Origin of the sequence: Longimicrobium sp. (genome assembly GCF_036399255.1) — a bacterium.
Lineage (GTDB): Bacteria > Gemmatimonadota > Gemmatimonadetes > Longimicrobiales > Longimicrobiaceae > Longimicrobium.
Genome location: NZ_DASWNM010000103.1, coordinates 14,870 through 28,232 on the forward strand (window position 1 = coordinate 14,870; position 13,363 = coordinate 28,232).

The following is a 13,363-nucleotide window of genomic DNA, read 5'->3' on the forward strand; positions in this document are numbered from 1 at the left end:
CGACGGCTTCGCCCCGACCGGCATCCCGTGGATCTATCCTCTCTCCCGACCTTCGATGATTCCGCTTCTGGACCGCTACCGTGGCAGCATGATGGGTTTGGCCGTGGGCGACGCGGTGGGCGCCGCCGTCGAGTTCATGCCGCCCGGGACCTTTGCGCCGCTCACGGACATGGTGGGCGGCGGGCCGTTCGGCCTGAATCCGGGCGAGTGGACGGACGACACGTCCATGGCCCTGTGCCTGGCGGAGAGCCTTGTGGAGCGGAACGGGCTCGACCCGGCCGACCAGCTGGGGCGCTACCTGCGCTGGTACCGCGAAGGGTATCGCAGCAGCACGGGCCGGTGCTTCGACGTCGGCAACACGGTGCGAAAGGCGCTGGAGCGGTTCGCGGCCGAGGGGTGCGCGCACTGTGGATCCACCGATCCCCGTGAGGCGGGAAACGGGTCGCTGATGCGCCTGGCGCCCGTGCCGCTGTACTACGCCCGCGACCCGTTGGCCGCCATCGAACAGGCCGGAGAAAGCTCGCGCACCACGCACGGCGCGGCCGAGGCGGTGGATGCGTGCCGCTACTTCGCCGGGCTGATCGTCGGCGCGCTGAACGGGACCGCAAAGGACGAACTGCTGGGGGATGGATATTCGCCCGTGGCGGGATACTGGGAGGCGCACCCGCTAGCGCCGGGCATCGACGCGGTGGCGCGCGGCTCCTTTCGCCGGCGGCATCCGCCGGAAATCCAGGGCACCGGATACGTGGTGCGGAGCCTTGAGGCGGCGCTGTGGGCGTTCCACACCACGGACAGCTTCTCGGACGGGTGCCTGGCCGCCGCCAACCTGGGCAACGACGCCGACACCACCGCCGCCATCTACGGCCAGCTGGCGGGCGCGTACTACGGGATGGACGCGATCCCGGCCGCGTGGCACGAGATCATCGCCATGCGCGGCCTGATCCTGGACCTGGCCAATGCACTGCACGCGGCGGCGCAGCGCCCGCCGGAGTGAACCGCCCCGGCCGGAGAAACGGACCTCCGGCCCCCCTGCCCCGCATCCTTGACACGCACACCGATCCGCCGCACCATTCAACCAAAAGGTTGAATGACAATGACGAGCGCTGCCCCGCAGTCCGACCTGGATCACACCCTGCTGGCGCTGGCCGATCCCACGCGGCGCGCCATCCTGCAGCGCCTGTCGCGCGGCGAGGCGCGCGTGACGGAGCTGGCGCAGCCGTTCGCCATGTCGCTGAACGCCGTCTCCAAGCACATCCGCATGCTGGAACGCGCCCGGCTGGTGCGGCGCCGGCGCGTGGGGCGCGAGCACCTGCTTTCCATCGACCCTCAGCCGCTGGACGCCGCCGCCGAGTGGATCAACGCCCAGCGCGCGCTGTGGACCGCCCGGCTGGATGCGCTCGACGCGCTACTGCAGGCCGAAGACCGCGCCGCGGGCACGTCTACCGAGATGAAAGGAGCCGATCGATGACCGCCCCGTCCCCCGTCGTGCTGCGCGTCACCCGCCGCTTCGCCGCGTCCGCGGAGCGCGTGTTCGATGCGTTCCTGGATCCCGAAAAGGCGGGCCGCTTTCTGTTCGCCACGCCCACGGGGGAGATGGTGACGGTGGAGATCGACGCGCGCGTGGGCGGCTCGTTCCGCATCGTGGAGCGGCGCGACGGGCAAAACGCGGAGCACTACGGCGAGTACCTGGAGATGGACCGCCCGCGCCGCCTGGTCTTCAGCTTCGCCGTGGAGAAGGGCGCAACCGGCGACCGCATCAGCATCGACATCGTGCCGCTGGAAACCGGCTGCGAGCTGACGCTGACGCACGAGCTGTCCCCGGACTGGGCCGCGTGGGCCGACCGCACGCGCCAGGGCTGGATGGGGATCGTGGAAGGGCTCGCCGCCGTGCTCGGCGAGACACAGTCCGCCTCAGGGGGGTGAGTAATCCACACGGAGAAGATGACTTCCTGAGGGAGCGCACCACGCGGAACCGGAAGTCACAAAACCGATTGCGCGCGACCGAAGGACCTGCTCCGCCGCACTGAGGGGCCGGCTTCACGACGCGGAGCCGGCCGCCAGCGAGATCCTTCGGTCGGCGCCGGGCCTCGTCGCCCGGCAGGATCCAGTGCGGCGCCTCCCCGAATGGAAAACCCGGCCCCCAATCTGTCATTCCGAGGGAGCGCACACCCGGCACCTTGCCCGACCACAGAACCCGGTGCGCGACTGAGGAATCTACTTTCCGTCTCCTCGTGGCCTGCCGCGACGCCCCGGACTGGCCCTGTCTGGCGGTTTCGCCGCCGCAGTGATGGCGCGGGCTGCCGCGTCCGGCCTCGCCCGATCCGACAGTAGATTCCTCGGCCCTGCAACCTGCGGCGCATTCGTCTGGTGGCAGCGTGGCCGGGCCTCGGAATGACAACTCTGTTTTCATCAACCAAGGTGCGCGGAGTACCGCTGGATTCAGAAAGGCACTGGCCGCACACCCCCATCTGTCATTCCGAGGGAGCGCACACCCGGCACCTTGCCCGACCACAGAACCCGGTGCGCGACCGAGGAATCTACTTTCCGCCTCCTCGTGGCCTGCCGCGACGCCCCGCACTGGCCCCGTCTGGCTGTTTCGCCGCCGCAACGATGGCGCGGGCTACCGCGTCCGGCCTCTCCCGATCCGACAGTAGATTCCTCGGCCCTGCGACCCTCGGTGTAATCGTCTGATTACGGTGTGGCCGGGCCTCGGAATGACAACTCTGTTTGATCCAGCAGGGTGCGCGGAGTGCCGCTGGACTCGGGAAGGCACTGGCCGCCCACCCCGATCTGTCATTCCGAGGGAGCGCACACCCGGCACCTTGCCCGACCACAGAACCCGGTGCGCGACCGAGGAATCTACTTTCCGTCTCCTCGTGGCCTGCCGCGAAGCCCCGGACTGTGGCCCTGTCTGGCGGTTTCGCCGCCGCAGTGATGGCGCGGGCTGCCGCGTCCGGCCTCGCCCGAGCCGACGGTAGATTCCTCAGCCCTGCGACCCTCGGTCTAATCGTCTGATTGCGGCGTGGCCGGGCCTCGGAATGACAACTCTGTTTGATCCAGCAGGGTGCGCGGAGTGCCGCTGGACTCAGGAAGGCACTGGCCGCACACCCCGATCTGTCATTCCGAGGGAGCGCACGCCCGGCACCTTGCCCGACCACAGAACCCGATACGCGACCGAGGAATCTACTTTCCGCCTCCTCGTGCCCTGCTGCGACGCCCCCCACTGGCCCCGTCTGGCCGTTTCGTCGCCGCAACGATGGCGCGGGCTGCCGCGTCCGGCCTCTCCCGATCCGACAGTAGATTCCTCGGCCCTGCGACCCTCGGTGTAATCGTCTGATTGCGGCGTGGCCGGGCCTCGGAATGACAACTCTGTTTGATCCAGCAGGGTGCGCGGAGTGCCGCTGGTGGCCCTGTCTGGCGGTTTCGCCGCCGCAGTGATGGCGCGGGCTGCCGCGTCCGGCCTCGCCCGAGCCGACGGTAGATTCCTCGGCCCTGCGACCCTCGGTGTAATCGTCTGATTGCGGCGTGGCCGGGCCTCGGAATGACAGATGACGGCGTTCTCTCCTCTGCGTCTTTGCGTAGGCCAACCTGTTGCGGGACCCGGTGGATTCAGCCCGGCGTCTCTTCCGCGGCACGGCGCAGCTCGCCGAACAGGCGGCCGAAGTCGTCCGGGCGGTAGTTGGCGTTCAGGCCGCTGGGGTTCGGGAGCACCCACACGCGTGCCCCGCCGATCGTCTCCTCCTGCGGACCGACGATGGCCTTCGGCTTGGCGAAGGCGGTGCGGTAGGCGCCCAGGCCCAGCACCGCCAGCCACCGCGGATGGTAGTACCGCACCTTCTCCGCCAGCTGCCGCCCGCCCTCGATCAGCTCGTCGCGCGAAAGCTCGTCCGCCGCGGCGCTGGGGCGGTTGGCCACGTTGGTGATGCCGCAGCCGTATTCCAGCAGCAGCTGTTCCTCCGACGGATCCAGCAGGCGCGGCGTGAAGCCGCCGGCGTGCAGCGCCTTCCAGAAGCGGTTGCCCGGCCGCGCGAAGTGGTGCCCCACGGCGGCCGTGTACAGCCCGGGGTTGATGCCGCAGAACAGCACCTTGAGCCCCGGCGCGATCACGTCCGGCAGCGTGCGCCCGCCCGCCGCCAGCAGCTCTTCCTTCGTCGGCCTGCGCGTCGCCATCCGCCCTATCCCTTCCCTTCCGCCGGTGCCAGCGCCGCCGCGACCTCGTCCACCGTCCCCCGCGCGCTGCGCCCCACGCCGATGAGCGTCGCCGAGGCGAACCCCGTCCAGTTGCCGTACCCCACCAGCCACAGCAGCGGCTCGCGCACGGAGCGCGTTCCCTGCACCCGCACGCGCCCATCCGCCTCTACCACGCCCAGCGGCCGCAGGTGCTCCAGCGCGGGGCGAAAGCCGGTGCACCACACGATGGCGTCCACCGCCTCCTCGCGCCCGTCCGGCCACACCACGCCCCGCTCCGTCATCCGCACGAAGGGGCGCACCGCGCGCAGCACGCCGCGGTCGCGCGCCTGGCGCACGGGCGGCACCATCACGATGTCGCCCAGGTCCGCGGGCGGCGGCGGCGGGCGCCCCTGCTTTTGCGCGCGGTACAGCGCCGTCGCCTGGTCGAAGAGGTAGCGGCCGTCCACGTGGTCCGGCAGAAACGTGGGCTCCGCGAGCGTGACCCACGTCGCATCCGCCACCAGGGACAGCTCCGCCAGGACCTGCGCCCCCGAGTTGCCGCCGCCCACCACCAGCACCCGCTTTCCCGCGAGCGCCTCCGGCGCGCGGTACCACGCGGAATGCACCTGCATCCCCCCGAACCACTCGCGTCCGGGAACGTCGGGGACGTATGGCCGCGCCCAGCTTCCCGTGGCGCTCACCACCGCCCTTGCCCGCCACGCGCCGCCGTCCGTGTCCAGCACGAAGCCGCCGTCCTCGCGGCGGACGGCGCGGACGTGCACCGGGCGCTCCACGGGGAGGGCGTAGCGCTCCTCGTACTGCGCCAGGTACTCCACCGCCGCTTCGCGGGTGGGATACTCGTCCATGCCGCCCGGCATGATCCACCCGGGCAGCGAGCTGAACCGCGCGGGCGAGAACAGGCGCAGGCTGTCCCACGTGCGCGGCCAGGCGCCGCCGGGCCCGTCCTGCGCGTCCAGGACCGCCCACGACAGCGGCACGCGCCGCAGGTAGAACCCCACGGCCAGCCCCGCCTGCCCTCCCCCGATCACCACCACGTCGCGGCTCTGCATGCGGCAAAGATTATCCAGCGCGGCGGGATGAGGCCAGGGGTGGATGGGGATCGATGCGGAGCGAGGGGCTTGGCGTGGAGGTTACTGGAAGAAAGAAGCCAAAGCGGTCGAGATGGCCACCGGCAGGCAAGGGCGAATGAATTCGCTGCAACGACCACACGAAGGCCGCCTTCGCGGACTGGCGGCCCCGGGGTACAGCAGGTGCCTGCCACGTGGCGGAGTTGAGGTGTCCCGTCTGATGCGCCTGAACACCCGTCGAAGCGCCATCGAATTCTCCCCTCTCCGTGAGGAACGAACGGGGAGGGGCCGGGGGAGGGGCCCTGTCGGGCGCAGCTCGATTTCGTTCGCCGCGCCCCAATCTCTCCGATCCACCAACCTCCCCAGCAGTCTTGGGGGAGGTGGCGAGCCTGAGCGAGCCGGAGGGGGCGCTCGCGGACGCAGCGTGATCCATCCGCCGCGCCATCGAATTCTCCCCTCTCCGCGAGGAACGAGCGGGGGAGGGGCCGGGGAGGGGCCCTGTCGGGCGCAGTTCGATCCCGTTCGCCGCGCGCCAATCTCTCCGATCCACCAACCTCCCCCAGCAGTTTTGGGGAGGTGGCGAGCCTAAGCGAGCCGGAGGGGGCGCGCGCGGACGCAGCGTGATCCATCCGCCGCGCCATCGAATTCTCCCCTCTCCGTGAGGAACGAACGGGGAGGGGCCGGGGGAGGGGCACCCCGCCGGCGCAGTGCGATCCCGTTCGAAGCGCGACCGAAATTCTCCCCTCATCTCCCCGCACGAAAAAGGCGCCCCCGCCGAAGCGGGGGCGCCTTCTTTTCGTAACGACCGGCCCGACGATCCGCCTTAGAACGTGTAGCGGATGCCGGCGGCGATCTGGTAGCGCGAGCCCAGGTCGCTCACCGTGAACGGGCTGGTGCGCGGGCCGAAGCCGCTCAGCAGCACGCGCTCGCCGACGACCGTGTTGCCCGAGCGGCGCAGCGCCTGGTCGGCCTGGTTGGCCACGAACTCGTTGCGGCCCCACTCGCGGTTGAGCAGGTTGCCGAAGTTCAGCACGTCGAGGGTGAACTGCGCGCCCTGCCCGCGGAAGGTGGGTAGCACCTGCGCCAGGCGCACGTCGAACCGGTTGTTCCACGGCTGGCGGCAGGAGTTGCGCTCCAGCACCTCGCCGCGCGACTCACGCAGGCACTCCACGCTCTCGATGAAGGCGTTCAGGTTGGCCCAGGACGCTTCCGGCGTGAACGGGTTGCTGGCGCTCTGCGCCTCGAACCGGGCCTGGTCCTGCGTGGCCGGCACGAAGATCAGGTCGTTGGCGTCCTGCGAGTCGCCGTTGACGTCGCCGTTGTACGTGTAGCTGTACGGACGGCCGCTCTCGCCCACGTAGATCAGCGAGACGTCGGTGGCGGCCCCGCCCAGCACGTCGAACTTGAACTGGCGGGTAAAGCTGCCCACGATGCGGTGCGGCACGTCGTTGTTCGACAGCGTGCGCTCCGGATCGTTCGGGTTGCCGGCGATCGGGTTGAAGCGGAAGTTGCTCCGCGCCGTGCTCGACGTAAGGCTGTTCACGTCCTCGGACCGCGAGTACGTGTAGGCCACCATCCCCTCCCACCCGTTGATGAACGGGCGCTGCAGCTGCGCCGTGACGCTGTAGCTGAAGTTCTCCTCGGTGTTGATCACGTCGTACACGTTGCCGAACCCGTTGGCCGTCACGCGGGTCCACGCCTGGCGCCCCTCGATCTGGGTGGTGCCCGAGGGCATCAGGGTAAGGTCGCGGTACGAGGGATCGTTGCGCGCGTCGGTGTACAGGCCCTCCAGCGTGCCCACCAGGCCAAACGGCAGCTGGTGGTCGATGGCCAGCGAGTACCGCAGCACCTGCGGCATCTTGAAGTCCGGATCGACCGTGTTGATCTCGTTGGAGAGCGCGCTCACCGGCTGCGGCACGCCCGCGCCGTTCACGCACGCCCGCGGCTGGTTGTTGGGGTCGGCCACGAACGCCGGCGGACGCGCGGTGGAGTTGGCCGCGGTCCCGAAGCACTGGAAGCGCGTGTAGTCCAGGCCCGTGTTGCCGTAGGCGTTGCTGATCCACACGTACGGGGTGCGGCCCGCGAACAGGCCCAGGCCGCCGCGCACCTGCGTGGTCTGGTTGCCGGTCACGTCCCAGTTGAACCCGATGCGCGGGTTGAACGTGAGCGTGCTCTCGGGGATCTGGTCCGTGCGGCGGGTGAAGTCACCCAGCTTGGCCACTTCGTACGCCGAGTCGAACGCCGCCTCGAAGCGCTGGTTGCGCCCCGGGTTGTCCGGAAAGCGCGTCAGGTCGAAGCGGAAGCCCGGCGTAAGGGTGAAGCGCGAGCTGAGCGAGATGCGGTCCTGCGCGTAGAACGAAAGCGCCTGCACCGAGAACTCGGCCCGCTCGGCCGCGCCCTCGACGTCCTCGTTGAAGAACGCGCCCGAGTACTGGCTGGGCGTGCCCGCCTGCAGCGCCTGGATGCTGGGGAACCGGTACAGGCCGTACAGGTTCTGCACGAACAGGTTGCTGAAGTCGAAGAACTCGTTGTGCGTGCCCACGGTGATGCTGTGGATGCCGCGCGACAGGCTCAGGTCGTTGGTGATCTCGAAGCTGTTCTGGTCCAGCGCGTTGGCCACCGACGAGTTTTCCGAGCCCGCCAGCACGCGGCAGGTGCCGCTGCCGGCGCACGAGCCCGAGGGCAGGTCCACCTCGATGCGGGGGAACAGCGTGGCCGGGATGTCGCGGCTGTCGCGCACCGTGGTGTAGCCCAGGCGAAGCTCGTTGAACACCTGGTTGCCCAGGGTGCTGTTGAGCTGCGCCACCGTGCTGTTGGTGGTGCTGTTGAACTGGTAGCCGCCGAACTCCAGCGGGAACGCCGCGTCGCTGCGCGAGAAGTTGTCGTCCCACGCGTCCACGTAGTTGTGGCGCAGCGTAAGGCGGTTGTTGGCGCTCAGGTTGAAGTCCAGGCGCGCGAACAGGTTGTCGCTCTGGCGCTTGAGGGGCACCTCGCCGATGCCGCCGGCGTCGTAGTTGTACGCGCTGGCCAGGATGGCGCGCACCGAGTCGACCCGCGCGCCGTTGATGGTGGCGCCGCCGGTGGCCTGCCCGTTGCTGCCGATGAACACGCCGCCCGGCACCTCGCGCCGGGCCATCTCGCCCGCCACGAAGAAGAACATGCGGTCGCGGACGATGGGGCCGCCCAGCGAGAAGGCCAGCTCGTTCTGCGCGAACTGGCCGTAGTCGGTGGAGTTGATGGTGCTGCCGGCGCGCTGGTAGCGGTAGCCGCCCACCAGGCTCTCGTTGCGGGCGAAGTAGGCGAACGAGCCCTCGAAGTCGTTGGTGCCCGACTTGGTGACCGCGTTGATGCCGGCGCCGGTGAAGCCGCCCTGGCGCACGTCGAACGGGGCCAGCACCACCTGGAACTCCTGGATGGCCTCGAGCGTGATGGGCTTGGTGCCCGCCTGGCCGCCGGGGGTGCCGCTGGACGCAAGGCCGAACAGGTCGTTGTTGGCCGCGCCGTCGATCTGGATGCTGTTGAAGCGGAAGTTGCGCCCGCCGCCGCTGGTTCCGCTGCCGCTGGTGCTGATCTGCGGCACCAGGCGCGTGAAGTCGGTGAAGTCGCGGGTGATGGTGGGGAGGCGGGTGATGGCCGAGTCGCTGATGACCATGGCCGTGCCCGTGCGCCCCGGCGAGATGACCGCGCCCTCGTCCTCGGCGGTCACGGCGATGGACTCGAGCACCACCGCCTGCGGGGTGAGCGTGAAGTCCACCGTCTCCGTCTGGCTGAGCGCCAGCTGCACGCCGGGCCGCGCCTGCGTCGCCAGCCCCACGCGCGAGGCCTGCACGCGGTAGGGGCCGCCGGGCTGCAGGCCCTGCAGCAGGAAGCGCCCGTCGCCGCGCGTCACGGCGCGGTACTCGGCGCCGGTGCGGGTGTTGGTGGCCACCACGGCCGCGCCTTCGATGGGCTCGCCCTGCTCGTTGGTGACCCGGCCGGTGACTGCGGACGTGGTCACGCCCTGCGCGAATGCCGGGGCCGTACAGCCCAGCAACGCAAGGAGCGCCCACAGCAGCGCAGCCGCCGCGTGCGAACGTCGAATCATCAAGTTTTCCTCGGGAGGTGGAGGTTTGCCGCCGGACTGCCCCGTCCGGCGCGTGAATGATGGCACGCCCGGGTAGCACGAGACAGGCATCAATGTAACGACTTCGGAACGAGCGTCAACGGAGGCGTAGTTTCGAACGAGCGCTCGAAAGCAGGATGTCGCAAACAGATGCGCTGAAACGGTTTCAGCCGTCATCCCCCCTCCCGCAAGTGCTACCCGGTGCATCCCCGGCGGGATCGAGGAGCCATTTCTTCATCCGAGCGGCAGGGCAGATACGAAAACGGACGCGGAGAACAGGTCCTCCGCGTCCCTCGATTGTCATCACTCTCCCGCGCGACCGAATCGGACGGGGCCGGTCTTCACGTCAGGTGAAGCCCGGGGTCGGCACACCGGTGAGGCGCGGCAGGGGGCCATGAGAATTTTTTTGAGAGGGCATGCCTCCCTCCCCCCGGAGAATCCCCTGCAGGCGGCGCCTTCCATCCGCATCCCACGGATTACCTGGACGTTCACGCCTCCCCCCGCCGTGTCACCCCAGGACCCGCCGACGCCCGTACCTGATGCGCGTCTTTTCCGCGGCCTGCCCGCGCCGTGAGCGCCGGCGTTGCGCGGCGAGCGGGGACGCGGCGCCGGCACGCGACGGGGCGTGCCGGACGGCCTTCAGGATCGCGGCAGGTGGTGCGGGCGGCGGTCCGCGGCGGCACTCCGGCGGGCACCGGGGAGGCAGCCTGCCCTCCCCCAAAAAAATTCTCATGGCACCCTGCCGCGCCCCGGCCCGTTCGCCGTTCCCGCTGCTTCTCACGAGGCAGACCGCTGTGCCCGACGCGTGATGGACGGGGATCGCGGGAGCCCGGATTCTTCTCCCCGGCGCCGCGTCCGCTCAGCGGCCGTCGGTGATGTAGCGCAGCACGTCGTAGCGGGTCAGGATCCCCGCCAGCCGCCCGCCGCGGCGCACCAGCACCGCCGGGTTCTGCCGCGACAGCAGGCGGGTGAGCGCCGGCATGTCGACGTGCGCGTCCACCACCGGCAGCGGCGCGTCCATCAGGTGCTGCACCGACTTGTCCAGCACCGAGGTGTCCTCGATGACCCGCGCCATCAGCGCGCTCTCGGACAGGTGCCCCACGCAGTCGCCCTCGGCGATCACCGGCAGCTGCGACACGTTGTGGGTGGTGATGAGGCCCAGCGCTTGGCGGACGGGCGTCTCGGGCGCCACGGACACCAGCTCGCGGGGCGCGCCCTGCTCCTTCCCCGACAGCGCGTCGCCGGCGGAGACGCGCGCCGGCTCCAGCAGCTGGTTCTCGCGCATCCACTCGTCGCTGTACGTCTTGCTCAGGTAGCGCTCGCCCGTGTCGCAGAGGAGGCAGACCACGCAGGCATCGGGATCGTCCACCTGCCGGGCGACCTGGAGCGCCACGTGGACGATGAGGCCGGTGGATCCGCCCACGAACAATCCCTCCTCGCGGGTCATCCGGCGCGCCATCCCCATCGAGGTGCGGTCGTCCACCGTGTGCCAATCGTCGACCACGGACATGTCCAGCGTTCCCGGCACCTTGTCCTGCCCGATCCCCTCCACCTTGTACGGGGCGCTCTCGGGCTTGACCCCCGTGCGGGCGTACTCGGCCAGGATGGAGCCCTGCGGGTCGCCGCCGATGATGCGCACCCCCGGCTTGCGCTCCTTGAGGTAGCGGCCCACGCCGGTGATGGTGCCGCCGGTGCCGGCCGCGGAGACGAAGTGCGTCACCCGCCCCTCCGTCTGCTCCCAGATCTCGGGCCCCGTGGTGCGGTAGTGCGCCTGCGGGTTGGCCTGGTTGTAGAACTGGTTGGCCAGGATGGCGTTGGGCGTGTCGTGGGCGATCTGCTTGGCCCGCATCACGTAGTTGTCCGGGTGGTCCGGCGCCACCGCCGACGGGGTAACGATGACCTCGGCCCCGAACGCCTTGAGCAGGCGCACCTTCTCCTGGCTCATCTTGTCGGGGATGGTGAAGATGCAGCGGTACCCCTTGATGGCCGCGGCCAGGGCCAGCCCCAGCCCCGTGTTGCCCGAGGTGCCCTCGACCACGGTGCCGCCGGGGCGCAGCGCCCCCTCGGCCTCGGCCGCCTCGATGATGGCGGGCCCGATGCGGTCCTTGACGCTTCCGCCGGGGTTGAAGAACTCGGCCTTGCCGTACACGGGGGTGCGAATGCCCTCCGTGACGCGGTTCAGGCGGATGAGCGGGGTCCAGCCCACGGCGCCCAGCACGTTGTCGTACGGGCGCTGGTGGCGGGGGCGCGAAAAGGCGACGTCCAGGGCGGACTGCGTCATTGGGTGCGGGTCTCCTGCGCGGCCGCGGGCTTCGCCGAGTCGGCCGGGGGTGTGATGTCGAATTCAACGGGGAGCAGCACCCACTTGCGCACGGGAGTGCCGTCCCGTTTGGCGGGGTCGAAGCGCAGCGCCCCCGTCCCCGCCAGCGCGGCGCTGTCGAAGGCGGCGTAGCCGCTGGGGGTTTCCACGCGGGCGCTGTCCACGCTGCCCTGCTCGGTGATCAGAATGCGCAGCACGGTCTTGCCCTCCACCCCCGCGTCCCACAGCTCCTCGGGATACTGGAACGACGGGGGGGTGAGCGCCACGGGCTCGGTTTCGACCACGGGCTTGCGCTCGCAGGCGGCCGCGGCGGCCAGGGCCAGCGCGGCGAAGGTGCGCGTCGGGTTCATCGATGGGTCAGGGCGGGGATCGCCGGCCGTACGTTCTGCCTGCCGAAGATCGTTGCTCGCGCCGCGATTCGCAACCGTGCGCGGGTGGAGGACGGCTCGAAAGGGGGCACGGAACGAGGCGGAGAGCGGGGGATGCGAGAACCGGGGGCCCGGCCAGCCCGGGTCGGCAGGGGGAGCGGGAATCCGCGCCCATCGGCGCGGACCACGGAATCACGATCCTTGCCACCCGGCGCACGTCGGAGCATATTCGGCGTGCGGTCCGGTCAAATCCGGCGGATTAGGTTCGCACCGAAGCCGTCCTTTGCGGGGCGGCGGGCTCCGGCGTTTGCCGGCGCGGCACCGGCGGCGGCGAATCACCCGCGTGTTACGGCCCGCGCGACACAACCTTCCATGTACCCCTTCTTGAGAGAGACACCGACATGCAGACCGCGACACAGATCCTTTCCGATTTCCGGCAGGGCAGGCTCGACTTCAGGCAGCTGGCCAGCCAGGCGGGGACGTGCAATGACCAGGTCACGCTCCAGAACTGGAGCGTACAGCTCAACAGCGGCGATCTCGTGAGTGCGCTGGAGGTGGTGCCGAACTCCGGCTACAGCATCTCGCTGCTGATTACCGGGGTGATGTCGCAGGACCAGTCGCAGCTTTACACGGCCCAGCTCGCGTCCGTGCCCAACGGACCGGCGATCGCGGGTCCGGTGAGCGCGCTCACCTGGACCGCCCTGTTCCCCGGCGGGTCGGGCACCACCGTCATGGGGGCGGTCCTGGGGATCCTGGATTCTCCGGACGGCACCTCCTGCACGTTCTCATTCCAGCAGGAGTTCCAGGTCTGACGCAGGCCAGTCCCGGCGCGGCCCGGTGCCTGCGGCCGGGATGCGGCAAAGGGGCCGGAGCGATTGCTCCGGCCCCTTTCCGTTGGTCCGTCAGCGGCGCGCCCGGCCAATGCGGCGCGTCATCCGCCGGCGACCGACACGCGTTCTATCTCGCGGTCCAGCAGGTCGCGCAGGCGGGCGAGGGTGGCGGGGTAGCCTTCCTGCCGCGTGTCGAAGTCCGCGCGCTCCAGGTGCACGATCATCATCCGCGCCCAGCGCCGCACGTGCTCGCGGCGCTCCCTTTCGTCCGGCGGAAGGTGCGGAACCGGGGTGCGGGTGGACAGCATCCGGGAGCGGGGCTGCACCCGCAGCGGCCCGCAGACGAACGAGCCGTCGCGCGAACGCTTGAGGCGCGCGCCGGCGGCCGGCTGTGTGGGGATCTCCTTCATCCAGTCACCCTTCCATTGTGATGGTGGGCGGGTGTCGCCACCGCCCGTCCGGAGGGTAACCCCATCCCCCGCCCC

At 70.1% G+C, this 13,363-nt stretch carries 10 protein-coding genes; 4 read left to right on the forward strand and 6 right to left on the reverse strand.

Annotated elements, in window-relative coordinates; genetic code table 11:
* Positions 1-55 precede the first annotated feature (55 nt).
* The 3 genes from VGC13_RS19005 (at position 56) to VGC13_RS19015 (ending at position 1,923) form a co-directional block, all read left to right on the forward strand.
* Positions 56-994 carry an ADP-ribosylglycohydrolase family protein gene (locus tag VGC13_RS19005; RefSeq protein ID WP_331126859.1) on the forward strand — a complete coding sequence of 313 codons (939 nt, stop codon included), beginning with the start codon at positions 56-58 and terminating at the stop codon, positions 992-994.
* Positions 995-1,093: 99 nt separating this feature from the next.
* Positions 1,094-1,468 (forward strand): metalloregulator ArsR/SmtB family transcription factor, encoded by a 375-nt coding sequence (locus VGC13_RS19010; protein ID WP_331126860.1) that lies wholly within the window; start codon positions 1,094-1,096, stop codon positions 1,466-1,468.
* A complete protein-coding gene (locus VGC13_RS19015; RefSeq protein WP_331126861.1) occupies positions 1,465-1,923 on the forward strand; it encodes an SRPBCC domain-containing protein in 459 nt (152 codons plus the stop codon). The genes VGC13_RS19010 and VGC13_RS19015 overlap by 4 nt, the downstream gene beginning before the upstream one ends.
* A 1,686-nt stretch (positions 1,924-3,609) precedes the next feature.
* On the opposite strand, the gene mug is transcribed toward VGC13_RS19015, so the two are convergent.
* The 5 genes from mug to VGC13_RS19040 all read right to left on the reverse strand — a co-directional run bounded on the left by mug (position 3,610) and on the right by VGC13_RS19040 (position 12,030).
* Positions 3,610-4,170: a G/U mismatch-specific DNA glycosylase gene (mug, locus tag VGC13_RS19020; RefSeq protein WP_331126862.1), complete on the reverse strand. Its 561-nt coding sequence runs from the start codon at positions 4,168-4,170 to the stop codon at positions 3,610-3,612.
* A 5-nt stretch (positions 4,171-4,175) separates the two neighbouring features.
* Positions 4,176-5,240, reverse strand: coding sequence for an ArsO family NAD(P)H-dependent flavin-containing monooxygenase (locus VGC13_RS19025; RefSeq protein ID WP_331126863.1), 1,065 nt, complete (start codon positions 5,238-5,240; stop codon positions 4,176-4,178).
* An 841-nt stretch (positions 5,241-6,081) separates the two neighbouring features.
* On the reverse strand, positions 6,082-9,342 hold the full coding sequence (locus VGC13_RS19030) for a TonB-dependent receptor (RefSeq protein WP_331126864.1): 3,261 nt from the start codon (positions 9,340-9,342) through the stop codon (positions 6,082-6,084).
* Between the two features lie 877 nt (positions 9,343-10,219).
* The gene (locus tag VGC13_RS19035) at positions 10,220-11,641 is read right to left on the reverse strand and encodes a pyridoxal-phosphate dependent enzyme (protein WP_331126865.1); all 1,422 of its coding nucleotides are present in this window, start codon (positions 11,639-11,641) and stop codon (positions 10,220-10,222) included.
* Positions 11,638-12,030, reverse strand: coding sequence for an energy transducer TonB (locus VGC13_RS19040; RefSeq protein WP_331126866.1), 393 nt, complete (start codon positions 12,028-12,030; stop codon positions 11,638-11,640). The genes VGC13_RS19035 and VGC13_RS19040 overlap by 4 nt, the downstream gene beginning before the upstream one ends.
* A gap of 419 nt (positions 12,031-12,449) precedes the next feature.
* Here VGC13_RS19040 and VGC13_RS19045 point away from each other — a divergent pair, with 419 nt between their 5' ends.
* On the forward strand, positions 12,450-12,860 hold the full coding sequence (locus VGC13_RS19045) for a hypothetical protein (protein WP_331126867.1): 411 nt from the start codon (positions 12,450-12,452) through the stop codon (positions 12,858-12,860).
* A gap of 119 nt (positions 12,861-12,979) precedes the next feature.
* Here the strand turns inward: VGC13_RS19045 and VGC13_RS19050 are convergent, their stop codons facing one another.
* Positions 12,980-13,288, reverse strand: a complete 309-nt coding sequence (locus VGC13_RS19050) for a hypothetical protein (RefSeq protein ID WP_331126868.1) — start codon at positions 13,286-13,288, stop codon at positions 12,980-12,982.
* Between the last annotated feature and the right edge of the window lie 75 nt (positions 13,289-13,363).